Source organism: Glutamicibacter sp. 2E12, assembly GCF_050030965.1.
Taxonomy (GTDB): Bacteria; Actinomycetota; Actinomycetes; order Actinomycetales; family Micrococcaceae; genus Glutamicibacter.
In genome coordinates, this window is record NZ_CP188297.1 from 3,766,781 (window position 1) to 3,791,153 (window position 24,373).

Here is a 24,373-nt window from a genome sequence, read left to right on the forward strand (position 1 = left end):
GCAATGTTTCGCGTCCGTTTCGAACAGTTCACGGTGCTGCTGGCCGACGGTCAAAAGAACAGCCCGGCATCAGCAGAAAGTGCTTTCTGCTGATGCCGGGCTGGCAAGGTGGACGCCGGCAGCGGCTACAGCCGCTTGATCTTCACGACCTGGAACTTCGGCACCGTAGTGGATCCGCCGATGGTCGTGTCATAGCTCAGGGATCCGGTCACCGTGGCGGTGATTTGAACGATGTCCTCGGCCACGATGTCATCCAGCGCATCACAGTCCGCCAAGCCATCACCGGCAGTGAACATCGAATTGTGCTCGTAGTCGTATTTGCCCACCTGCGGGTGGCTCAGCTCGGCACGGAAGGTGCAGGGACCGGTCGCGGAGTCGAACTGGGTGACCAGGCCGTAGAGAGTCACATTCTCATCGATGTGCGAGTCCGGTTGCTTCACGATTTGCGCCAGAGCCCGCTTAGTGACCTTCTTGGCCTTGTTGGCCTTGGCTTTTTCCGCCGCGGCCGCAGCTTCCCTGTCTTCCTTTTCCTTCGCCTTGCGTGCCTTCTGGGCTTCTGCGGCTGCTGCGCGTACTTCCTCGGCTGCGCGAAGCTCTGCTGCTTCTTCCTCGGCCAGGGCCAATTGCGTTTCGGTTTCTGCCAGCTGGGCTTGCAGTGCTTCCTTTTCAGCAGCTATGGCTGCGCTCGAGGCTTGCGCAGCCTCGAACTCTTCTGCCGATACCCCGCAGGCAGCCAGCGATAGAATTCCTGCCATTGCGGTTGCAGTTACTAAGAAACTTTTCATGCTCATTCCCCAGTTCACGAGTGCGAGCTGCTTGAACCCCCAAGTTTCAAGTACCCATGATCCTTACAGGGGCCGGGGACAATTTAGCTGGAGCAGGCACACTGGAAGCATGGACCGATCTTTCTTCTTGCCCGATGCCTTGGACGTTGCGCCCCGGTTGCTCGGGGCAGTGCTCACCGTGGATTCCATTGACGGACCGGTCAGTGTGCGCATCACCGAAACCGAAGCGTACATGGGCCTGGGAACCGCAGGGCCCTATGACCCGGGCAGCCACTCGAAGGACAGGAAAACCGAACGCAACGCGTCCATGTTCCTGGAACCCGGGCACGCGTACGTGTACTTCACCTACGGAATGCACTACGCCCTGAATTTCGTTTGCTCACCGCCAGGAGCTGCTTCCGGGGTGCTGATACGTTCTGGTGAAATTATTTCCGGCACCGATCTGGCCCACGCGCGAAGACTGGAGAAGCGGCCCATCCGCTACGCCCGCAATCCCATCCCGGAGATCCAGCTGGCCCGTGGACCGGGGAACTTGGCCACAGCATTGGGACTCACGAGATTGGAACATGACGGGCTGGATCTGTTCGCTGCCCCATTTACCCTCCATGCTGCCCCTGGTCTCCCGGAGACTTTGCGCACTGGACCCCGCGTTGGCGTCGCGGGAATAGCCGGCGGTCCGCAGTTCCCCTGGCGATTCTGGCTGCCCGATGAGCCAAGCGTTTCCGCTTTTCGCCCGGGCCGCGATGCTCCTGGGGCAGTCACTGGCATCAGGAAACGAAAATAGGCTCTGGCTTCAACGCCATTAATGCGTTGAAGCCAGAGCCTATCGAGCAAGGTGCCGCAAAGCCCTATGCTGCCGGGAACAGTTCCTTGGAATCCAGTTCCTTCTTCAGCCGGGATTCCAAGGTCTGGGACAAGGATTCGGCAAAGGTTTCGGTCAGGTGCGAGTGGTCCCAATAGGCCACGATGCCACCGACTACTGCAAAGCAGCGTCCGTCCTCGCACAGCTGGTCATTCATGTCGACATCAATAATATTCGGCTTATCCAGGGCCTTCACGGCGTCGACCTGCGGATCCATCGGAATCCATTGCTTCGCCTCGCCACTGCATTCGCTGAATTCGCCATCGCTGGAGGCCACGCAGTCAGGCACATTCTCCACGGTCTCCCCCGGGAAGGACGTATCTCGAATGACCGCTACAGCGGCGCCGGTGCCGGCCCAGTCCTGGAGAATCTTCTCGTAGGCTTTCTGGGCAGGTTCAGCGGTGTTTTCCATTTCGTATCCGGAAACCGGAAGGGACTGGCGGTTGGAGCTGATCACCAGGTCATAGTCTTCCTTTTCGATCTGCTTGGTCACCCAGCTGCCATAATCAGCGCAGCCCTTTTCCCGTGCCTCGGAGTCAAAGACCTGGGGTTCGCCCATGACGGCGCAACGGCTGGCCAGATAGGTATCAATACTCCAGCCATTCTTCTTCGCCATCGGTTCCAAAGCAGGAATCCACTGGCCTGCATGAGAGTTTCCAACCAGTGCTACCTTGATCTTGCCATCACCGTAGTTGCATACCGGGCGGTCCTTGTAGTCGGCGTCCTGGCTGGCGAAGCAATCATCCTTGTAGACGACCGGCTTGTCGGTCTTCGCGACTACCGGGGCGGGAGCCACCGGCTGGTAGGCCGTCTCGATATTCACTGCTTCGCCGCATGATTCACTGAGCGACGCGGCACCGAAGCAGTCTTCGCCCAGCTCCTTTTCGACCTGGGCCAAGGCCTTGTCGACGTCTTGGGCATCATTGATGATGCGTTCGGTGTTGAGGTAGAAAGCTCCGGCAACCAAAGCCAAGACGAGGCTGCCCGTGGCAAGGAAGCGTGGCGCCGTGAGCAGTACCGAGGCGTCAATGAACTTACGGAATCGAACCTCGACAAGCTTCTGCGTCAAAACAGCCAAGACCAGCGTCAAGGCCAGGGCAATGATCTTCTGGGGCCATTTGAAGTCTTCCACCATGAACGGCATCAGGATCAATAGCGGCCAATGCCAGAGGTAGATGGCATAGGAGTTGTCACCGAAGAACTGGAACGGCTTGCTGCTCAAGAACATGTTGGGCGAGTACTTGTGCGTGGAATGGCAGAGCAGGATCAGTGCGGTGCCGAATACTGGAATCGCTGCAATGTATCCGGGGAATGGCATCTGCCCGGTAAAGGCCACCGCGCTGAATGCGATGGCAAGGACTCCGCCCCACGACCCGATCAAGCTCATCGCATCCTTCTTGGCCGCATGCGCACGCGTTCCCAAGGCCGCCACCAGGGCGCCTGCCGAGAATTCCCAGACTCGGGTAAAGGTCGAGAAGTATGCGCTGCCCGGTTCAGTCGTGGTTGCGTATAGCGAGTATCCGAAGGAAATCAAGAAGACGGCGCTGATCCCGGCCAACGCGGCGGTTGCCGGCTTGATTCCGGACTTGATGGCGGCAAAGATCAGCAGGCCGATCAGAATTGGCCATACGAAATAGAACTGCTCTTCTGCAGACAGGGACCAGAAATGCTGGAAGGGGCTTGGAGCTTCGCCTTCGGCAAGGTAATCGACCTTGGTCAGTGCCAGGTACCAGTTCTGGAAGTAGAACGTCGCGGCCATCGCTTGCAGTCCCCAGTCCTGCCACACCGTGGACGGTGCGAAGAACCAGATGCCCAAGACGCTGGCCAGGATCACCAAGAAGGAGGCAGGGATCAGCCGCTTGACTCGCCTCATCCAGAAATTGACGACATCGCCAATGTTCTTCGGCGGCTTGGCGAGCAGATGCGAAGTGATCAGGAATCCCGAGATCACGAAGAACACGTCGACTCCGACGAAGCCGCCGGGCAGATAGTGCCCCCAGAAGTGGTACAGCACAACAACACCTACGGCGATGGCGCGCAGGCCCTGGATGTCCATGCGGAAAGCCCTGGGCTTAGGGTCCTGCTTGACTGGTATGGGCAGGTCTTGGTTCGACGACACTTCTGGATGGATCCTTTACCGGCTGGTCTGGCCGCACGGGGGCACCCAGAATCAACCGGAGCATCCCTCATGCAGTGCGTACAGATTGAAGGGACACACTTCCCCAGAAAACATCTTTACCCAAGTAGTCTGGACGTTTTCTGTAGCGCTGGTCACTGCTTCCTTGGGTGACCTGCGGCCAGAAGGCGCCGGAAAAGTTCCATTCACTCACTGACTAGATCTTTTCCGTGGAGGCCCCAAGGAAAGTTTCGGACCCAGGATCGAGTGGCGTGACTGACCTCACTGCAAAATTTCCTTGATTCCAACTCCTGTGTGCGCCCCCTGGCCCAACAGGAACAAAACCGCTCTGTGCAGGAATTACAGATGCGCAGCGCCCGCTTAAACAAGATCTCCCCGCCGCAGGAAACGACGGGGAGATCAAGAAAATATGGAATTATCGATTAGCCTTCGAGCAGTGCGTCCACGAAGTCTTCCGGGTTGAATGGCGCGAGATCATCCGGACCTTCGCCCAATCCAACCAGCTTCACCGGAACACCGAGCTGACGCTGGATAGCCACGACGATACCGCCCTTGGCAGTGCCGTCGAGCTTGGTCAGTACGATCCCCGAAACGTTGACAACCTCGGAGAAGACCTTGGCCTGCTGCAGGCCGTTCTGCCCGGTGGTCGCATCGAGGACCAGCAGGACTTCGTCAATGGTGGCCTTCTTCTCGACCACTCGCTTGATCTTGCCCAGCTCGTCCATCAGGCCGACCTTGTTCTGCAGGCGGCCGGCGGTGTCGATCATGACAATGTCGACTTCCTGCTCGATGCCCGCGGAAACGGCTTCAAAGGCAACGGATGCCGGGTCGGCGCCGTCGATCTCGGAACGAACGGTAGGCACGCCCACGCGGTCGCCCCAGGTAGCCAGCTGCTCGGCGGCGGCGGCACGGAAGGTATCGGCGGCGCCCAGCAGGACGTCCTTGTCTTCAGCAACGAGAACTCGCGCCAGCTTGCCGATGGTGGTGGTCTTGCCAACACCGTTGACCCCGACCACCATGATGATGCTTGGGCGGTCCGGATGCGGTTCAGGCAGGTAGCTGCGGTCCAGGCTCGGATCCACCAGCTTGAGCAGTTCCTCGCGGAGCATTGCCTTGACGCGAGCCGGGTCCTTGCTGCCTTCAATCTTCACTCGTTCACGCAGTGCGTCAACGAGCTCAAGCGCAGGCTCGGTACCCAGGTCTGCCATCAGCAGATTTTCTTCAATCTCTTCCCAGACATCCTCGTCAATCGAGTCTTGGCTGAGCAGGGCCAACAGGCCCTTGGAGAACATGCTGTTGGATTTGGTCAGTCGCGCACGCAGCCGGGCCAGACGGCCCTGCACTGGTTCTGGAACATCGAGCTGTGGCGCAGCAGGTGCGGCAGGCTCTTGGACCGCGACAGGCGCATCGCTTGCACCGGCAGTGTCCGCTGCGGCATCAGTATCGCCCTCAGCACTCTGGCCAGCTGGCAAGTCGTCTGCATCGCGCTCTGACGTATACGGAGTCTTGGGCTTGCGGCCCTTGGTGACGAAGGCAATGACGCCAATGGCCACCACGGCAACAACCGCGACAATGATGATGGTTAATATAAGCGAATCAGACACGCTCTAAATCGTCTCATATCTCCAACGATTTAGGGATCATATGGCAGGCAGCACCAGCATCAGCACATTTTGCATTCAAGGCTAGACTGGCAGGTGGGTTGCTTAGCCCCGTTCGTCGTTCCAGAAAGGCTGAGGGTTACTGCTCGCTGAGCGGCAGAACCATCTGTTCAATTGATATGGCATTGAAAACCACCCGTGCTGCCAAGGCGCCCATCCCCCAAGAGATCAGCGTATTGCTGGTAGCGGCATTCATCATCGCATTGGGTTTCGGGCTCATCGCCCCCATCTTGCCCCAGTATGCAGTGAGCTTTGATGTCGGCAATGCGGCCGCCACTATTATCGTCAGCATTTTCGCCTTTACCCGATTGATTTTCGCACCGGTAGCAGGCGTCCTGGTAGGCAAGCTCGGCGAGCCCAAGATCTACGTCACCGGCGTTCTGCTAGTTGCGGTATCGACTTTGCTTTGCGCTGTGGTCCAGGACTATACGCAGCTATTGATTGCTCGTGGACTGGGCGGGTTCGGGTCGACCATGTTCACCATTTCAGCCATGGCATTAATTGCGCGCCTGGCTCCGGAGAAATCCCGTGGACGCATCTCGGGCTTGTATGCCGGCTCGTTCCTCTTGGGCAACGTCTTCGGCCCGGTTCTTGGAACCTTGCTTGCCCCGCTGGGCATGCGTATTCCGTTCTTGATTTACGGCACCGCCCTGGTGATTGCCGCAGGCGTGGTCTACATGGCCTTGGGCCGTCGCCGCGATCTGGATGCAGATGCGGCAAACCCGCGATCAAGGCATTCCGATATTGAAGTGGTGACCACCCGCGAGGCGCTGGTCTCCCCCGCCTACCGGGCGGCATTGTTCTCCGGGTTCAGCTACGGCTGGCTGGCGTTCGGCGTGCGCAATAGCATGATCCCGCTTTTCGCCTTGGCCGTGTTCGGCCAAACCATGGGTGCCACGGCCGCCGGAATCTCCATGACGGTGTTTGCCATCGGCAATGGTTGCGCGCTGGTGTTCTCCGGTCGCCTGACAGACAGCATTGGACGCAAGATCCCCGTGGTCCTTGGCATGAGTGTCCTGCTCGTGTCCATTGGCGCGATGGGGTACTCGACGTCCCTGGTTGGCTTCATCGTCTTCTCGGTCCTGGCCGGCATTGGCGGCGGGCTGCTGGGCCCAGCACAGCAAGCGTCCGTGGCTGACGTGATTGGTTCCGGCCGCAACGGCGGCAAGGCACTGGCCGGATTCCAGATGTGCACCGATCTAGGCTCCATCATCGGCCCGCTGCTGGCCGGGGCCATGGCCGACATGATCAGCTTCCAATTGGCCTTCAACATTTCGGCTGTCGTGGGCCTGGTCGGAGTGATTGCCTGGCTGTTGGTTCCAAAGACCATAAAACCCGTGGAATTGGCCGATTAAGCAATTCCGCAGTTTTAGATTTCCCCTGGCTTTCGCGCCGATATTAATTCCCGGAATCTTGCCGGGAAACATCGGGTAGATATACTAGCAATGGCTTTCGCCATTTCACTTGCACTCGATTATTCAGGGGAATCCATGCCGGCTATCCGGACGCGACGATCCAAAGCTCTATCAATTGCGGTTATAGCCGCACTTTCCATCCCGCTTTCTGCTGGTCCGGGGTTCGCCTCGCCAACAGAAGAGCCCTCCGCTCAAACTGTTCAGTCTCCCTCGCCCACTGCTACCGTGGCTGATGCGCCGGAACCATCGTCTACGCCGTCTCCCGAGGCCGAGGCCACCGGGACCAGCACCAGCGAAGTTGAGTCCGAGGCGCCAGCACCAAGTGCGCCGGCTGCTATTGCCACTCCAGCAGCTGAAGAAATTTCCAAGGCACTGTCCAAAGACGATGATCTTTCCAAGAAAGAACGCGTACAGCTAGCCGACAAGGCGCTGGCCGAAATGGAGCTCGAGCACCTCGATGCCCAGCTGGGCCAGGGTGCCAAGCGAATTGCCGAAACCGGTGACGCGACGATCCCTACCATGGATGAGCTAGCGGATCTCGCGAAGCTGTCTTCAAATGATTCTGCGACTTCAGTTCCGTTCCAGGTGGGTGCGCCGGCTTCCCTTGATGAGTTGCGGACCTGGCGTCCACCGGGCACCCTTGGGATCGATGTTTCCCGCCATCAAGGCGACGTGAACTGGTCCACTGCCAAGGCAAACGGGGCACGTTTCGCCTACATCAAGGCCACCCAGTCGTGGCCTTCTTCCTTGTACAAGGACCCTAAGTTCAGCCAGAACTACACCAAGTCGCGCAATGCCGGCCTGATTCGCGGTGCGTACCATTTCGCCATGCCTGCCCATTCTTCCGGTGCTGTTCAGGCCAGGGAATTCATGGCCAACGGTGGTGGTTGGACCAATGACGGGTACACCATGCCCCCACTGCTGGATATCGAGTGGAACCCGTACAACAAGACCGCTTATCCGCAGGGCAAGGGCGATATGTGCTACGGCATGACGCCCTCCCAATTGGTTACCTGGATCAAGGACTTCGGCAATACTGTCAAGGCCAAGACCGGTCGCCTGCCGATGATCTACACGGCCCAGTCGTGGTGGGATGAGTGCACGGGCGATTCTGTAGCGTTCAAGTCCTGGCCACTGCACGTCTCGATCTTCCCCACCGCTGACGTTGCGAAGAATCCCCGCGAACTTCCTGAAGGCTGGACCACGTTCAATGTCTGGCAGTATTCTTCCAACTCCAATTTGTTGGGGTCAACGAAGAATGTGGATGCCAACGTGTGGAACGGCGATCTGACGTCGCTGCGCGACTTTGCGAAGAACCGCCGCAGCACGCAGTACAAGCTGACTACCAGCTACTTTGGCAATATGGATGTCTGGCCGACCCGCTTGGGCCCATCACGCATGTCTGGCGCCAACCGCTATGGAACGCCTGTTGCGATCTCCAAGCGCACCTTCCCCTACGGGGCCAAAACTGTTGTCGTGGCTTCCGGTGAGCACTTCGCTGACGCACTATCAGTTACCTCGCTGGCCAACCGCCACAATGCACCGCTGTTGCTGACCAAGCAGGCCTATCTGCCGAGCGCAGTGGCTGCGGAAATCAAGCGGCTCAATCCGTCCCGCATCATCATTGCAGGTGGCCCAACCGCAGTCAGCAGCAAGACGTTCACGCAGCTGAAGAAGTATGCACCGGTATCCCGAGAAGCAGGAAACACGCGCTATGGAACCAGCGCAGAGATTGCTACGAATTGGTCTTCTGCAAAGAACGTGTTTGTGGCATCTGGACGCTCGTTCCCTGATGCCCTGTCCATGGCAGCTGTCGCGGCAGACCGCAAGGCTCCATTGCTGCTGAGCAGCAAGAAGTACGTGCCAAGCACCATCTTGAAGCAGCTCAAGCGCCTGAATCCCTCCACCGTGTACTTGGCTGGCGGGCCACTGGCAATTTCCAGAAATGCGGAAAACGAGATCCGCAAAGCGCTTCCGAATGCCAGGATCGCTCGCTACGGCGGAGAAACGCGTTATGACACCAGTGCTGTCATCGCCAAGGCCTTCTGGCCAAATGGTGCGCAGCGCCAGTTCATTGCCAACGGCAAGAGCTTCCCCGACGGACTGAGCGGTGCCGTTGCTGCAGGCTACAACGGCGCGCCAATGCTGCTGGCTAAAAAGTCCTGCCTGCCTAAGTCCATAGGCTCAGCGCTGACCGGCATGGAAGGTTGGACTAATGTGCTGATTGGCGGTCCGCTGGTTCTCGACGAGACTGTTGCCTACCGAAATGACGGAACCCTCAATACGTGTTCGTAGGCGTTGCGAGTTAGGGTTCGCCTAGCTGCACAGAGGCTCGTAGTTGCTGTTTGGGGCAACTACGAGCCTCTCTGTGTTCTGCAGGAGGGTGCCTGTCCCGGGGAAGGCGGACAGCCCGGCTCCCTATAGCTCCGTGCTACTTAGCTTGGCGAGCATCTATGCTCATATATCCATTGGCCGTTGCGTAGACCAGCAAGCCCGAGAATTCCTGGCTCGCAGCGCTTTTCCCCATCTTGATCCGCTTTGCAGGAACGCCCTGATACTCGATGAAGATGTTGCCCAAGCGAGAAATCGATTCAAGCACGGTGGCACGCGGGAAAGATGCAGTGAGCCGCGATCCGCTTTCGTCAACTGCAAGCTCTCCCCTTGCCACGGTTTCGGTGTCCCGATCCCTTATATGAATGCCGATTGGCGACGGTCCCGAGGCTGGAAAATCGACAACCAAAGAAATGCGTTCAGCAGTATTCTCGACCGAAACAACTGCAGGCGCTTTCTCGGAATCCATTTTATTCTGGGCAAGCTGCTCCAGGTATTCCAAGTCGCCGGCGAGGATGGCATCGACCAGCTTTGCCTCTTGCGGCTTGAAGAGCGCTGCAGAATTATCCAGTTGGAAGGTTTCCAAGAAACTCTTGTGGCTCGACACCCATGCTGCGCGCTGTTCTGCGGTATAACGCAGGAAACGTTGTCCGTCATAGAAACGCAAACCCTTGCGAACGAACAATCCGGCAATGCGCTTCCTTGCCACTTCCAGATCCGGCCCCGTGTACGTCGCGATAGTCTGCGCGATCTTGGTCAAGGAACCTACATAACCGGCAGGATCGATTTGCTGCGTACTAATATTCTGGCCGTCCGACCTTAGCCGGATCTCGTAGTAGTTGTAGTCGCCCAGGATGCTTATCCGCTGAGCAGCGGAATATGCTTCGACCATGGCGATGCCATCTTCAAGCCTGACTTTTTCTTCGACAAAGCGGATGCCATGCGAATTGAGAAGCCGTCGCCTGATCATCTTTTGCGGCGAAAGGGTCCGCAGAATAAAGTCGTAGTCGACATCGAGAATTGTTTTTTCAAACAGCTTCGCTTGAACTCTCCGGCCGTCCAAACCGACCATTTTCGGCACGAGGACATCCACGTCGTGCTCCAGCGCAAATGAAGTCATGCGCCTTAGCGCTTGAGGCCCGAGCCGGTCATCACTGTCGATGAAGAAAACATATTCTCCACGCGCATTCTCAATGCCTACATTGCGCGGCTTGCCCGGCCAACCACTGTTCTCTTGATGCAGGGCGATGAAGTTCGAATTTCGCTTCGCATAGACATCCAAAATCTCTCCGCCAAAATCCGTCGAGCCATCATCCACGGCAATGACTTCGAATTCTTCTGGCTTCAGGTCCTGGGCTTCCAGAGAATTAAGCAGTTCCGTAAGGAATGGCATGGCGTTGTAAACGGGAATAACCACACTCACCCATGGAGAAGGTCCCTGGAGCACCGACCCGCTCGGGAGGACATCCTCCTGCCTTGATTCCCGATGCACAGGACTCTTCGTAACAGCAGGGTTATCATTGATACGTTTACGGAAAAATGCCATGTCATCCTCAGTAGAGACAGTGAATTACAGAGCAAGCAAGCTCGCTCCTGCAATTCCCTACTTTACCGCAATAGCTACGTCGTCACAGCTCGTTCCATTTTCTGGCTAATCACCGTAGAAACCCCGTCGCCGCGCATAGTGACGCCGTACAGGGCATCAGCTACTTCCATGGTCTTCTTCTGGTGGGTAATCACAATCAGCTGCGAGGACTCGCGCAACTCTTCGAAGATCGTGATCAGGCGCCCCAAATTCATATCGTCCAAGGCCGCCTCCACCTCGTCCATCACGTAGAACGGCGATGGGCGAGCCTTGAAAATGGCGACCAGCAACGCGACAGCAGTCAGCGAACGCTCGCCACCGGAGAGCAGCGAGAGCCGCTTGATCTTCTTGCCGGCCGGACGCGCTTCCACCTCGATGCCTGTGGTGAGCATATTCTCGGGATCGGTGAGCACCAGCTGGCCCTCGCCGCCTGGGAAGAGGCGATCGAAGATCCGCCTGAACTGCACGGCGGTGTCGTTGTAGGCCTCGGTGAACACCCGCTCGACGTGGGAATCAACGTCGGCAATGATCTGCTGCAAATCCCCTCGGGACTTCTTCAAATCCTCGAGCTGGCCGGAAAGGAACTTATGGCGTTCCTCCAAGGCAGCGAACTCTTCAAGTGCCAACGGATTGACCTTGCCCAAGGCCGCCAGGTCGCGTTCTGCCTTCTTCAGCCGCTTTTCCTGCTCGACGCGATCATATGCCCGGGTGCCGACAGGATTGCCTTCTTCATCAACGTTTTGCCGCAGCGCGCCCCACTTGTCATCTTCGTCGAGGGCCTCCGGAATCAGCTGGTCTGGACCGTAATTGGCGATGAGGTGATCAGGGGTGTATCCCAGTTCTTCCAGGGCCTTGGTCTCAAGATTTTCAATGCGCATCCGCAGTTCCGCACGGGCCATCTCGTCACGATGCACAGCATCAGCAAGACGGGCCAGCTCGGCGGAGAGCTGCTCCGCTTCCTTGCGTTGGCTGACAAGCATGGATTCCAGTTCGGATTTCTTTCCGGCCAGCTCTTCGCGTTCTTGGCCAGCCATCGATACGGATACTTCAATGAAACGCAGGACGCGCTCAGCAGCTTGCTCAATACGGATCGCATTGGCCGCTTGCGCCTTGCGCTGCTCAGCGCGACGAGCTGCAACTTCACGGTGATTGCGCTCAGCTGCCGCAGTGCGGCGCAGTCCCTCAACGCGTGAACGCAACGCAGAAACGCGCTCTTCACTACTGCGCAAGGCAAGCCGGGCTTCTAGCTCCTGCTGTCGTGCCGCGGCTGCAGCATCTGCAAGAGCTGCTCGTGCCGCGTCATCAACGGTTTCTTCATCTTGATCCGTTGAAGCTAGCTCCATGCGCTCGGTAATCTCTTCAAGAGATTCCTGCTCGATTTCCAGCTTCTCCAGCGTTGCTTCGAGCTTTTCTTCCAGCTTGGTTTTGTCCGATCGCGCGCTGCGAAGTTTCTGTCCGAGACGTGCCAGATACGTGGATAATTCATCAATGGCGGCATCAGATTCAGCCAGCGCCGACAGGGCTTCATCTCGCTGTTGCTGAGCGATGGAAAGCTCCGGTCCCCGCTGAGCCAATCTGTGCTCGACTGTGGAAAGTTCTTCCTGGCACTGGGAAAGTTCAGTTTCCGTCTGCTCCACTAAGGCCTGCTGCGCGATCAGGGAAGCGCCTGCTGAGTCCCCCACGGAACTGCGAACTGCCGAAACAGTGATGCCATCCAAGGTGGTGAGCAGCGCAGATGGGTTCTGCACCAAAGCCGCAGGAGCTTGGCTCATTTCCTCAATGATGTAATGGCCAACAAGAAGCTGATCAAGCAAACTGTTCAGCGGGCCATCGGCAGCTACAACTTCACGAGCGCTGACGGCATTAGGCATCGCAGGAGCCTTTGCACCACTTGGAAGAACTTCGGCGTGCAGGAATACTTGGCTGGCCTGCTGCTGTTGGAGGTCTTCGATGAGATCCAACGCATCACCGAGGTTCTTAGCTACCAAAGCTTCTGCACTGTCACGCAAAATCGCGGCGATGGCCTGTTCATATCCCGGATTAACCGTAATCAGCTCCCCCAAACGACCGAGGAGCAGTCCGGATGTTGATCCAAGAAGCTGTGACGACTGATCATCTGGTTTGGAGTTCAACTTCAGGGCTTCAAGGCGAGCACGCAATCCGGAAACACGCACAGATAGCTCGCGTTCACACTGGCTATCGGCATTGTGTTCTTCTGACAATGCTGCGTGTTCCCGATCTGAACTCTCAAAATCGATATTCAGTTGGGCTTCGCCAGCCAATTGTTTTTCAAGATCACTGGCAACTTCTGCGTGAGAGCGCAAATCCAGTTCAAGGTCCGAGTCGAAGGACTGGACGCTTTCCTGGAGTCGGGATATTTCGGCCCGGGTCACGTCGACACGGCTGCGTGCGGAAGCCACCTGCGAGGCGAGCCGTGACATGCCTTCTCGACGGTCCGCCGCGGCACGGAGCATGGCAGCCATCCGCTGCTGTTCGGCGCGTGATGCTTCCTCGGCCTGCTCTTTACCCTCTACAGCTTCAGCAAGAATCTCGTGGCGGTCTTCAAGAGCTTCTTCAAGTTCCTCAAGTTCTTCGCTCATTCGCTCAGCTTGAGCTTCCAAACGCTCAGGATCACGGCTGGAATCGAAATGGGTTTCATTGCTTTCCAGCAATTTCCCGCGTTCACGAGCCAACGCGGCAAGCGATCGGTAACGCTCTGCCTGCGTGCTCAACGAAACCCACGTTTCCTGGATTTGAAACAGGCGCGGGGTAATGGTTTCCATCTGGGCAGTCAGTTCAGCGATGTGCTTCTTGATGCGTTCCAGACGTGCCGCAGCGTCTTCTTGCTGAGCTTGGATCTTGGATTCGTCATCAATATCCTGGGCAAGCTTGTTGTTCAGTGTGACCAAATCATCTGCCAGAAGACGGGACTTTGCATCCCTGACATCAAGCTGCACCGTCTGCGCACGGCGAGCGATTTTCGCTTGCCGGCCCAGTGGGGCCAATTGGCGGCGAACCTCGGCGCTCAAATCTTCAAGACGATCCAGATTTCCCTGCATCGCTTGCAGCTTGCGCAGTGTTTTCTCCTTGCGCCGGCGGTGCTTGAGCACGCCGGCCGCTTCCTCGATGAAGCCACGCCGATCTTCAGCGGTAGCGTGCAGGATGCGGTCCAGCTGCCCCTGTCCGACAATCACATGCATTTCTCGACCCAGACCGGAGTCCGAAAGCAGCTCTTGAATGTCCAGAAGACGGCACGAACTTCCATTAATGGCGTATTCGGATCCACCCGTACGGAACAGCGTGCGGGAGATAGTGACTTCTGCATAGTCGATAGGCAGCTGGCCATCAGAGTTATCGATTGTCAGGGACACATGGGCACGTCCCAGTGGTGGGCGGCCAGAAGTGCCAGCAAAGATCACGTCTTCCATCTTGCCGCCGCGAAGCGTCTTGGCACCCTGTTCACCCATGACCCAGGACAGCGCGTCAACCACATTGGACTTGCCGGAACCGTTAGGTCCTACAACAGCCGTGACACCCGGTTCAAACTCAAAAGTGGTCGCCGATGCGAAAGACTTGAATCCGCGAACGGTGAGAGTCTTGAGATGCACGGCGTGAAGTTCCTATGTTTGGGCCAAATCGCTAAAGTTGGGTTGGGCAATCAAACCCAACCCTTGTCGCAATTCTAGCGAAGCGCACTGGGGATTATCTGGTTGTGCTCGCAAAATCCGAGGAAGAAAATCGAGGGATAGATCATTCTATGAGCATTCTGACGCAGATTGACCAGTGGCCAAGTGACAACGCGGTATCCGTGGTGGTGAACGGCAATGGTGCAATCGTTGACCAGCACGGTGATACTGCCCGTGTTTACCCCTTGGCTTCGGTGACCAAGTTGCTTAGTGCCTACACGTTCTTGGTTGCTCTGGAAGAAGAAGCCATCACCCTCGAAGACCCTGCTGGGCCAGAGGGTTCAACCGTGCACCACCTATTGGCGCACACAGCCGGGTATGACTTCGATTCCGGAACCATCCGCTTTGCCGTAGGGACTAAACGCGGATACTCGAATTACGGCTTTGAAAAGCTCGCAGAGCATCTGGAACAACAGACCGGAATCAGCATGGCCCAGTATGCCCAGGAAGCGGTCTTCGCTCCCCTGGGGATGGCTGATACAGAAATTGCCGGCAGCTGCGCAAAGGATGGCCGATCCACCGCTGCCGACCTGGCAAAATTCGCTGCCGAACTTTTGAACCCAACTATCGTGGCGCAAGAAACATTGAGCGAGGCAACGCGTGTGCATTTCGAGAACCTCGCTGGAATTCTGCCCGGCTATGGCCGGCAGAACCCGAATGACTGGGGACTCGGGTTTGAGATCCGATCGTCCAAAGCGCCGCACTGGACAGGTGCAAACCATCCCGCGTCCACCTATGGACACTTTGGGCAGTCTGGTACGTTCCTCTGGGTGGACCCTAAACATCGTCTGGCCTGTGTGACGCTCACCGATAAAAGCTTTGGCCAGTGGGCTGTTGACGCTTGGGCCCCGTTCAATGACCAAGTTCTAGTCGCCACGAAAATTACTCGGAATAACTAGTTATTCCGAGTCAGTCTGCCTACGATTCTTTAGTTTGATCTTCGATCAAAACAGCTAGACTGATCAACAGATATAGAAACAGTGTGAATCACAGCTATTCTAAGCATAATCACCATTACAGCTCAATCCTTTCAACACCTATCATCCAGAACTAACGAGGATTTCAATGACTGATAAAAACTACAGGCAGTGGCAAGTTCTGCACTACGTATGGGACAACTTGTCAGATTTTAAAAATCGCTGGATTATGCTACCGGGGATCCACACCATTCAATTTGGTAAAGATGAATCCCCAATTGACATTTATGTAAATGAATATATTAATGCGTCAGATTTTAAAGCACAACCAGTGTTCTTCACAGGTGCCATCTCTTCTCGAGGAGATAAGAAAGGGCCATTCTTTTCCGGACTGGGACTGACGAACAATAAAAAACTTCCACTAATCGCCGTCGCGGACCCAAGCCTTGATGATGACGCTTCCTTGAGCCTAGCCTGGTACACAGGTGGTCCAACCGACAACTTCACAGCTAATCTACTCGCGACTTTAACTGTCCTTCAGGAGAGCCTTAAACGCGAGTTGATTTTCATAGGTGGATCAGGAGGTGGATTTGCTGCGCTAAATATCGCTTCAAGGTTCAAAGGAGACTCGACCGCGCTGGTTTGGAATCCACAAACGGATATATATGAATACGCAGAACGCTTCGTAAAAGCATACTTGAGAAGTCGGTTTAATTTCGCCTTTGCGACTTTAGGCTCACCCGATTGGAAACAATTTTGTAAGAGCAGAACCGATTCCAAAGTACACACCCACGTTTTGCGAAGCCAGACTCTTACCGCGCCCCGACGTGTTATTTACCTTCAGAACAGTGCTGATTGGCACCGGAGCAAACACCTCAAGCCCCTCTGGTCAATGGCGACGCAAAAAGAACTACAAGAAGGGGTCAATTCGCTGGACGATAATCACATCGTCTTCGTCAGGGAATTCGCCGAAGGGCACGCACCACCACCGTCCACCCTAATCGGTAGCCTCTTGGAACAATTAATGGACCTCTCGATGAATGCCAAAGATTTAAAATTCTAAGAAGCAAACTCAAATTGACTTCATCAAAAAAATGGAAGCCAGTGAGACTGACAATGCTTCCCGCTAAGCAGCTCGCACTGTCCGACCTAGGTTCATCCCTCGAAAATTGCCCATGTTTTCGATATGAAGAAGAGCAGGACACTCCTACCCTAAAGCCGGAGTCACGAAACAAAATGCGCGCTCCTCGTTTACCCGCAATGGGTCAAATGAGATTTCGTTGTGATAACACGAAGCCATCGACCGTCAAAATAACTATCCAGCCCCAGATAAGGTCCTAGATATGCTGAATCGTACCAGGAACATTAAGAAGCACTCTTCCCGCGGTAGACGCATATTTGACGACTTTGATAGCGCACTTCGTGCAGGTCTTCCTGAAGGGCTTACCATTATCAAATCCAACGGACGATATTTCGATTTCTACTTCGAAGACCGAAATTCTCCGGTGACCCTGGTCACATTCCATGCGGCAACTGGACCCAAAACCGTTGAGTATCCTATTTTTACTGGATCGCGTTTCGCTGAGAAGCTCGGTGTCAACTTACTCGCCTTCGCCGACTCCGCTTGTGGCGGAGCAGAAAAACTACTCACTTTTTGGCACCAAAGCACCAAACGAGTTCCGTCTGGTAAGTTCATCCCGTCAATCATCGCCCTGACACAGCGTCCCGGGCAAGAAAAACATCTTATTTTTTTTGGTTCCTCCGCTGGCGGATATGCGGCTCTTCATTACAGTACCTACTTTCCAAAGTCAGTTGCATTAGTGATGAATCCTCGCATTGAACTTCTTGGAAAACCTGATCGCTTTGACGACTACTCCCGAAAAGCGTATCCGGGATGGAACCCACAAATGATTGCCGCAAAAATTCCAACAAGCATGTCAAAGTGGTACGCCAAAGGAAGAGAAAATACCGTGGCATACATACAAAATACTGGTGACAGACTGTATTACGAGAATCATTTCTCGTGCTTTGAGGCTGCTACGCGTGGGCAATCAAATATTCATTTTAAGATCCAGAATTGGGGAAAGGGGCACATAGTCCCTCCTGCGAACGAATACATGGAACCTCTTAAGTCACTCGTTAACCATGCTCCGAATTGGAACGCAGGGCTATCAAATTTTGCCAGTTGAGGCACCCATACTTCCAGTTCTAGTCACCGTTCATTCGTGAATATCATCTTGGGTTCAGGTTGCTCGGAGTCACGGGGACAGCCCACCGAGACTTGAATAAACATCACATAGTAAGGTTAGACGTATGGCTTCTACTAAGACTTATGCTCCGGTGATTACGGGGTTACCGCATACCTCAATCAGTTCGGCGCCAATAAACACAGTTGTGAAACGGAATGAAGATCCCGTTATTCGTGGTTCACGACGATTCTGGCTCGATGGAAGCGTAATTCTAAACGGAACATGCATTAAGCGAACTGCGGATCTCGATTCGTCACTACCACAAGCAGCGGAACGGTGGAGTATTGAAGAACTTGCTGATTGGTGGTCGAAAGGTGCACGAAACCCTGGTGCACTATTCATTGAAGATTCAGTAGATTCATGGAGCGCTTGTCTGCCTGACCCACTGGGCGGTGCACTTGCGTTCTCTCTCAATAAGCAGGGCAAAGCATTCGTTTCTACCAGCATCGTAGAACTTGTACATGCAGCCGAGACACATGGAATCATCTTGGAAAAGGATCCATTGTTTCAGATAGAGCGTCTCATGCTTGGCAACGGAGGGCTCACACCTGCAAGTTACAAGGGTGTGCATTCACTTGAGCCTTTTCAGTATTTCGTATTGTACGGAAATCAAATCTTTACAAAGAATTACAAGGTTCGCGAGAGCCTTGACTCTGCATCGCTCTACGATTTGTTTACAATTCTTCGATCTGACGTCCAAGGCGCTGTCCAAGCAATAGCAGAGACGAATTCTCAGCAAATCACTGCACACTTGACAGGCGGTTTTGACTCACGCCTAGTTCTCTCCGCAGTATTGAACCTAGAACTGCGAGATCGAGTCAATATATTCTGTTCCGGCCCTGAAGGTTCCACCGATCGAATAATCGCCGATGGCCTGACGAGACAATACGGCCTACAACGAGTAGACGGGGCAGGGCTCACGACTGCACCAACGACGAACATGTCAGAACGACTAATGGGCGCACTCTTTGCGAGTGGTGGAATAACTAATACGGGCCCGTTCGGTCGAGAAATCTCTGTACCAGTTAGCGCAATGGGCGGCGGCTACGGAGAAGTGCTTCGAACATTCTTTGGAAACAGAAAAATTACCGACTCACTTGGTCGACTTGATAGCAGCCTCCTTATATCAAGCTATCTGCCCACAGCAAACACCAAGAGCGCCTATTTTTCGCCAGAAGCAATCGCGAACGTTTCATCATTACTAACAAAAAAATTCGATCACTTGTCCCATCTTTATCAGGATGCCAGTTTCATAGGAGATGCGTTTTATACGCATAATCGGAATCGCTACCATATCGGTCAGACGTCTTTATTATGGAGTCGTGTTGGCTCTAGGTTTGACCCGTTGTATTCTGTTGCTGGTTTCGAATTAGCCAGAAGATCTACGCAACATGTCAGATCGGCAAATCTCATTGGCCATGATTTACTAGACTCGCTGAAACCTGATCTATTATCATGGCCCTTCGATTACGACAGGTTCAGCCAAGATCTATTACAACTAAGAAATCGACGAGAATTACGTTCATGGCCAAGGAATAACGAGAAAATTAATTTCGTAAAAGGGCTCACACCTGAATGTGAAGCTGATAGCACATTCCTATCCGTTCTTCGACGCCTAAATGCCACCGAACCCAAACTTACTGCCGCGCAACGCAAAGCTAAGGTGGAGGAAGCCAACGGATTGGGAGTTAATTTTTGGCAGGTAGTTTACAAGGAGACTGGACAAGAACTGTTATCTAGCGCTCTCGAACAAACGAATGGTACTGATTTACAGGGAACTGTCGATATCGAATACATTCGTAAATTATCAACTGCAAGTTCACTAAACAAGAAACAACTTCGTGATCTTTACAGTTTGGGTGGGATCATGTCTTGGCTCAGTTTCGGGTAATTAAGAATATTCTTACTAGGTTAAGATCTTCAGTATCCGATAATCTTTTCTCTCATAACTACTAATATTTATTTCGCAGGAACAATGGTAAATTTCTTCATATACGGTGGCTGCGTTTCTAGGGATGCCTATGAACTGGTCAAGGATGAACATTATTTAACGGGTTACATCGCTCGCCAGTCGCTTATTAGCGCCAACTCGCTACCCGAGACACGAATTAACACAGCAAATTCATCGACAAACTTTAATTCCCGGATGGTAGTCGGAGACATTAAGTCCTCGCTCTTCTCTACTTTGCGTGAAAAATCGAATGAAGTCGAAGTATTCCTATTTGACATCTTAAGTGAACGACTAGGAGTTTATCGACTCCAGGGCGGACGATACATCACGAACTCCGCGGAACTATCCAAATCAAGTCTTTTAGATGATTTTCCGTACGCCAAGGCTAAGATTCATTTTGGCACCAGCCAACACTTTGAGCTTTGGAAACAAGGAGTACTTACCCTCAAAGATATTCTCGTAGAATGTGGTCTATTCAGCAATAGCATATACATTGAGACCATTTGGACTGATCATTCTTGTCAAGGCAGTAACGTTCCTAAATTCAGAAACTGGTCCGCTCATTACGCGAATAAGTTATACGAACCATATTTTTCGTACCTTCGAGAATTGGGTTTTAGATCAATAAAACCGTCTCTGGATATCAGCCTATCCGATGAAAATCATAAATGGGGTAGTTCACCGTATCATTATCAGCCGGAGTACTATCAGGAAATCCTTGTGCAGGTCTTCGACCAAATTTCAGAAAAGTAGCTTATCTCGGTGCACGGCGTGGTCGCGGCTGGCACACTGGGCAGCTGTAGGAAGAACGGCCCATAAAGGGATCACGACGAATCAGAGATTCACGGCCGTTTTCTCTACAACGCAAACAGGCTTTGCCTTCGCGCCCGTAGGCGTTCAAGGACCTGGCGAAATAACCGCTAGCGCCGTTAACATTCACGTACAGAGAATCGAAGCTCGTACCACCAGCGGCGAGGGCGCGTGTCATCACATCAACCAAAGCATCGTTGAGGCGTTGCACTTCTGGACGCCTGATAGTGCCAGTATTGCGCAAACCTGAAAGGCCTGCTTGCCAGAGTGCTTCATCCGCATAGATGTTGCCGACTCCGGAAATGATCCCCTGGTCCAGAATCGCTCTCTTGAGTTCTGTCGTCCTTTTGCGAAGCGCGACGTACAGGTCATCGGGCTTGCGGTGAGGATCCATCACGTCTCTGGCAATGTGAGCAGCCGCCTGTGGGATCGATGCTTTTAGCGACCCGGCTCCGGCAGGCAAACCATCAGATGTTGCAACCAGTGGGGAGAGGAACATTCCCCCAAAGATTCGCTGGTCTATAAAACGCAGTTCGTTGGGGAAATCGGATTTTTCGCTGAGTGAGAGCCTGACTTTTAAATGTTTCTCATCGGGAGCATCAGGTTCTTCTACAAGAAGTTGACCGCTCATGCCGAGGTGGGCAACCAATGCTGCAGGAGTTGAAAGGCCTTCGAGGTCCATCCAGAGGAACTTGCCGCGGCGAACCACAGAAGCGATAGAGCAACCACTCAATGTCTGTTCAAAATCTTCAACACCGTCGGTATGACGGCGGACGGAACGCGGGTCCAGCACTTGAGCGGTTAGTACCGTTCGAGTGCGAACCCACTTATCCAGTCCTTCTCGGACTACTTCAACTTCTGGCAGTTCTGGCATGAACTAAACGCTATCCCTTAGGTAGCTGCTCACCTGGATGCAGCAACAGCCAAGTCTTGTGCGCCGCTTCCTGCTCAGCTTCCTTCTTGGATGGCCCATGTCCCTGGCCGTATCCCTTGTTTCCGATGCGGAGTTCGGCAAGGTAGGTGCGTGCGTGGTCGGGACCGGAACCAGTGACCTGGTAGTGCATCTCGCCTAGCTTTTGGGAAGCTACTTCTTCCTGGATTACAGTTTTCCAGTCAGTCGTCGCGCCCAGCAGCCGATGATCTTCCAGCAGTGGAGTGACGAAACGAAGCACAAACGAGCGCGCAGCTTCCATGCCTTGAACCAAATAGGTGGCCCCAAGAATTGCTTCCATGGTGTCTGCCAGAATGGAGGATTTATTGGCTCCGTTGGACTGGGCTTCCCCACGTCCTAGGAGCAGGTGCTCCCCCACTTCCAGATCACGGGCAATGATCGCCAATGCGCGGGTACTGACGATAGCCGCTCGCCGCTTCGCGAGATCGCCTTCTGGCAGATTCGGGAAAGTTGCGTATAGGTATTCTGCAACGCAGAAGCCAAGAATCGAATCGCCTAAGAATTCAAGGCGTTCATTCGTTGGAATGCCACCGTTCTCATAGGAATATGAGCGGTGGGTAAATGCAAGACGAAACGTCTCGGAATCAATATTGATTCCGAGACGCTTCATAAGTTCTTCTTTTGAAGACATGTCTTAGACGTCTGCGACCTTGCGACCCTTGTACTCAAGGAACAATTCGGTACCAGCCGAGTCGGTGACAACCTTAGCCTGGTGAGGCAGGCTGTAGGTTACGCGACCGTTTTCAACGGTCTTCACCAGGTTCGGTGCGGTAGCCTTCCACTGAGAACGGCGGGCACGAGTATTCGCACGGGACATCTTCCGCTTTGGAACAGCCACGACTACTTCTCTTCTCTCTTGTCTGACGTTTTATCATTTGTCGCATCCTCTGCGACAATGTCGGACAGCTGCGCTAGCGCTGCCCAACGTGGATCCAGAATCTCATGATCATGCTGAGGGTCATCGTTGAGACTGATTCCGCATTCACTGCAGAGCCCCAAGCAATCTTCCCGGCAAACCGGCTGGAACGGCAGGGCGGTAACCACTGCGCTCCGTACTACCGGATCGATGTCAATCAAGTCACCGACCACCCAATACTGATCCACATCATCATCGTCTTCGAATTCTTCGCTCTCTTCATAATAGAAGAGCTCTTGAATATCAGCCTCGAAGTCGTACTCGATGGGCTCCAAGCATCGTCCACATTCCCCAGCGATTTGCGCTGTAGCGGTACCCGATACCAGAATTCCTTCATGCACGGCTTCAAAGCGAAGATCTAAGTCAAGCTCAGATCCTCCACGAATACCGATGAGTGCATTTCCCACATCTGCGGGTGCCGAAACCTGCTCATTGAGAGTTTTCATTGAGCCAGGCGAACGGCCGAGCTCCCTGGTTGAAAAAACCAGAGGCGAGTTGCGATCGAGTTCGCCGTGTGACGATCGATCAGAACGCTTTTCGCTAATGATGACTCCTATAGAAACATAGTCCGACATTTCATCTTAGCTTGCCGTAGGCCAAGTTCCCAAACTGAAACCAGTTTTCAGAGCTCGATGCCGGTGTTGCACTCACCACAGCATATCGTAGACGACCTGCCAATCCCTACTTGCACGCGTTGCTAATCCAACATTCCCGACCTTGCAATCCGGGCCGCGGACTTCGAAGAAGAATCGGAATAACGCCACGGGCGAGCGCGACGCAAAACGGCTTATAGCAAACGTCCCGAAGAAAGCCTGCCCAGCGAATTATGCTTGGTCATGCTTCGAATTAAGTGGTGAGGGATTCTCTGTGAAAGTGTTACGAACCGTCAATAGCGTCGTCAAGAAAGTGCAATCGCGCTTTGAGACACGGCGACACCTGAAGTTCATTCAGAACCACGCCACAGAACTACGTCACCTGCCCGTGGACGCTGACCGGTACAAGGTAGCGCTGCACTTTCCCGATGAGATGGCCAACGCCTACCAGATCAGGCAATGGTACGAACCGCTTTTAGCCTTGGCAGAATTCGTGCCGGTGGTAATCATCGTACGAAGTCCTGATACTGCACTGTCGCTGCGCAAGGAATGCCCGCTACCGATTCACTTCGCCCCCGCCGTTGTAGATGTTGAGCGATTCATGCAATCCCAGGATCTACGTGTGGTGTTCTACGTGAATCAAAATATCCGGAACTTTCAAATCATGCGGTTCAATGCGCCTAATCATGTCTTCATCTGCCATGGCGAAAGCGAAAAAGCCTACATGTGGTCCAACCAGCTCAAGGCCTACGATTATGTATTTTCAGCCGGTGAAGCAGCTAAAGATCGCCTGGTAAATCACTTGCGCAATTTCGACGCTTCGTTGCGATGCCGGTTAATTGGGCGTCCGCAAATAGATGTGGATTATGCGTCGCCGGTGAACCTGAATAAGGAACTACCAACACTTCTCTATGCCCCAACGTGGGAAGGCGACCGGCCTTCCATGAATTATGGCTCAGTACTATCCCATGGTGAACAATTAATTGACGCCCTGATCAAGGACGGCGGATTCAACGTTATTTTTCGTCCCCATCCACGTTCTGGAATGGGTGCGAAACCCTATGGGCAAGGCGTAGAAAGAATCCGAAAACAGCTGAGGGCGCACAGCGAAACTTCAAAAGCCCAATTCATTTTCGATGACTCGGCCCACTGGGGCTGGCAGTGGTCAGCTGCCGACCTTTGCGTGACTGACATTTCCGCAGTTGCTTATGACTTTTTGGCGACAGGGAAACCAATGTTCGTGACGCAACCAGTGTCCACCGAGGCTACCGTTGATGAAACTCCAGCGCTGCAACAGGTGCCTGCCCTTACAGCTGCGTCGGCAACGGAAATCAGCCGGCTGGCGCGAGAGGCCTTGGCCGGCAGCAACCCGCAGCTACGAGGACTGGTCAATTACTACTTTGGCGACGTTTCCCCCGGTGCCAGCATGCAACGTTTCATTGCAGAAACGCTGGCGCTAGTGCAAGAAGACAGCGTCACTGATCACTAGCCAGCTTCAGCAGCATAGTGGTGCCGGGCCTGCA

General features: G+C 54.2%; 18 protein-coding genes. 9 read left to right on the forward strand and 9 right to left on the reverse strand.

The window, feature by feature from the left end; genetic code table 11:
• Positions 1 to 125: 125 nt before the first annotated feature.
• Positions 126 to 755 carry a hypothetical protein gene (locus tag ACP3TE_RS17895; RefSeq protein ID WP_426734592.1) on the reverse strand — a complete coding sequence of 210 codons (630 nt, stop codon included), beginning with the start codon at positions 753 to 755 and terminating at the stop codon, positions 126 to 128.
• A 139-nt stretch (positions 756 to 894) separates the two neighbouring features.
• On the opposite strand from ACP3TE_RS17895, the gene ACP3TE_RS17900 reads away from it, so the two are divergent.
• A complete protein-coding gene (locus ACP3TE_RS17900) occupies positions 895 to 1,569 on the forward strand; it encodes a DNA-3-methyladenine glycosylase (protein WP_426734593.1) in 675 nt (224 codons plus the stop codon).
• A gap of 64 nt (positions 1,570 to 1,633) precedes the next feature.
• On the opposite strand, the gene ACP3TE_RS17905 is transcribed toward ACP3TE_RS17900, so the two are convergent.
• Both ACP3TE_RS17905 and ftsY read right to left on the reverse strand, forming a co-directional pair.
• The gene (locus ACP3TE_RS17905) at positions 1,634 to 3,766 is read right to left on the reverse strand and encodes an acyltransferase family protein (protein WP_426734595.1); all 2,133 of its coding nucleotides are present in this window, start codon (positions 3,764 to 3,766) and stop codon (positions 1,634 to 1,636) included.
• Positions 3,767 to 4,206: 440 nt separating this feature from the next.
• Complete coding sequence (gene ftsY, locus ACP3TE_RS17910) at positions 4,207 to 5,388, reverse strand: signal recognition particle-docking protein FtsY (protein WP_105657694.1); 1,182 nt, start codon at positions 5,386 to 5,388, stop codon at positions 4,207 to 4,209.
• Positions 5,389 to 5,564: 176 nt separating this feature from the next.
• Between ftsY and ACP3TE_RS17915 the strand changes: the two genes are divergently transcribed.
• Positions 5,565 to 6,800, forward strand: a complete 1,236-nt coding sequence (locus ACP3TE_RS17915; protein WP_426734597.1) for an MFS transporter — start codon at positions 5,565 to 5,567, stop codon at positions 6,798 to 6,800.
• Positions 6,801 to 7,085: 285 nt separating this feature from the next.
• Entirely contained in the window at positions 7,086 to 9,155 is a 2,070-nt protein-coding gene (locus tag ACP3TE_RS17920; RefSeq protein ID WP_426734598.1) for a cell wall-binding repeat-containing protein, read from the forward strand.
• A 136-nt stretch (positions 9,156 to 9,291) separates the two neighbouring features.
• Here the strand turns inward: ACP3TE_RS17920 and ACP3TE_RS17925 are convergent, their stop codons facing one another.
• A complete protein-coding gene (locus ACP3TE_RS17925; protein ID WP_426734600.1) occupies positions 9,292 to 10,737 on the reverse strand; it encodes a glycosyltransferase family 2 protein in 1,446 nt (481 codons plus the stop codon).
• Between the two features lie 74 nt (positions 10,738 to 10,811).
• Positions 10,812 to 14,384 carry a chromosome segregation protein SMC gene (gene smc / locus ACP3TE_RS17930; protein ID WP_426734602.1) on the reverse strand — a complete coding sequence of 1,191 codons (3,573 nt, stop codon included), beginning with the start codon at positions 14,382 to 14,384 and terminating at the stop codon, positions 10,812 to 10,814.
• A gap of 104 nt (positions 14,385 to 14,488) precedes the next feature.
• On the opposite strand from smc, the gene ACP3TE_RS17935 reads away from it, so the two are divergent.
• The 5 genes from ACP3TE_RS17935 (at position 14,489) to ACP3TE_RS17955 (ending at position 20,332) form a co-directional block, all read left to right on the forward strand.
• Positions 14,489 to 15,361: a serine hydrolase domain-containing protein gene (locus tag ACP3TE_RS17935; protein WP_400288837.1), complete on the forward strand. Its 873-nt coding sequence runs from the start codon at positions 14,489 to 14,491 to the stop codon at positions 15,359 to 15,361.
• A gap of 166 nt (positions 15,362 to 15,527) precedes the next feature.
• Positions 15,528 to 16,442: a hypothetical protein gene (locus tag ACP3TE_RS17940; protein WP_426734604.1), complete on the forward strand. Its 915-nt coding sequence runs from the start codon at positions 15,528 to 15,530 to the stop codon at positions 16,440 to 16,442.
• Between the two features lie 280 nt (positions 16,443 to 16,722).
• Entirely contained in the window at positions 16,723 to 17,568 is an 846-nt protein-coding gene (locus tag ACP3TE_RS17945) for a hypothetical protein (RefSeq protein WP_426734606.1), read from the forward strand.
• Positions 17,569 to 17,692: 124 nt separating this feature from the next.
• Positions 17,693 to 19,519 (forward strand): hypothetical protein, encoded by a 1,827-nt coding sequence (locus ACP3TE_RS17950; RefSeq protein ID WP_426734608.1) that lies wholly within the window; start codon positions 17,693 to 17,695, stop codon positions 19,517 to 19,519.
• A gap of 84 nt (positions 19,520 to 19,603) precedes the next feature.
• A complete protein-coding gene (locus ACP3TE_RS17955) occupies positions 19,604 to 20,332 on the forward strand; it encodes a DUF6270 domain-containing protein (RefSeq protein WP_133833480.1) in 729 nt (242 codons plus the stop codon).
• 1 nt (position 20,333) lies between these two features.
• On the opposite strand, the gene mutM is transcribed toward ACP3TE_RS17955, so the two are convergent.
• From mutM to ACP3TE_RS17975, 4 genes are read right to left on the reverse strand one after another with little or no spacing between them, the layout of a single operon-like run.
• Positions 20,334 to 21,263, reverse strand: a complete 930-nt coding sequence (gene mutM, locus ACP3TE_RS17960; RefSeq protein WP_426734610.1) for a bifunctional DNA-formamidopyrimidine glycosylase/DNA-(apurinic or apyrimidinic site) lyase — start codon at positions 21,261 to 21,263, stop codon at positions 20,334 to 20,336.
• A 10-nt stretch (positions 21,264 to 21,273) separates the two neighbouring features.
• Complete coding sequence (gene rnc / locus ACP3TE_RS17965; protein ID WP_426734612.1) at positions 21,274 to 21,972, reverse strand: ribonuclease III; 699 nt, start codon at positions 21,970 to 21,972, stop codon at positions 21,274 to 21,276.
• Between the two features lie 3 nt (positions 21,973 to 21,975).
• On the reverse strand, positions 21,976 to 22,179 hold the full coding sequence (gene rpmF, locus ACP3TE_RS17970) for a 50S ribosomal protein L32 (RefSeq protein WP_013348816.1): 204 nt from the start codon (positions 22,177 to 22,179) through the stop codon (positions 21,976 to 21,978).
• 2 nt (positions 22,180 to 22,181) lie between these two features.
• The gene (locus ACP3TE_RS17975; protein WP_181148963.1) at positions 22,182 to 22,703 is read right to left on the reverse strand and encodes a YceD family protein; all 522 of its coding nucleotides are present in this window, start codon (positions 22,701 to 22,703) and stop codon (positions 22,182 to 22,184) included.
• 427 nt (positions 22,704 to 23,130) lie between these two features.
• Here ACP3TE_RS17975 and ACP3TE_RS17980 point away from each other — a divergent pair, with 427 nt between their 5' ends.
• A complete protein-coding gene (locus ACP3TE_RS17980; protein ID WP_402741353.1) occupies positions 23,131 to 24,339 on the forward strand; it encodes a CDP-glycerol glycerophosphotransferase family protein in 1,209 nt (402 codons plus the stop codon).
• The last annotated feature ends 34 nt before the right edge of the window (positions 24,340 to 24,373 follow it).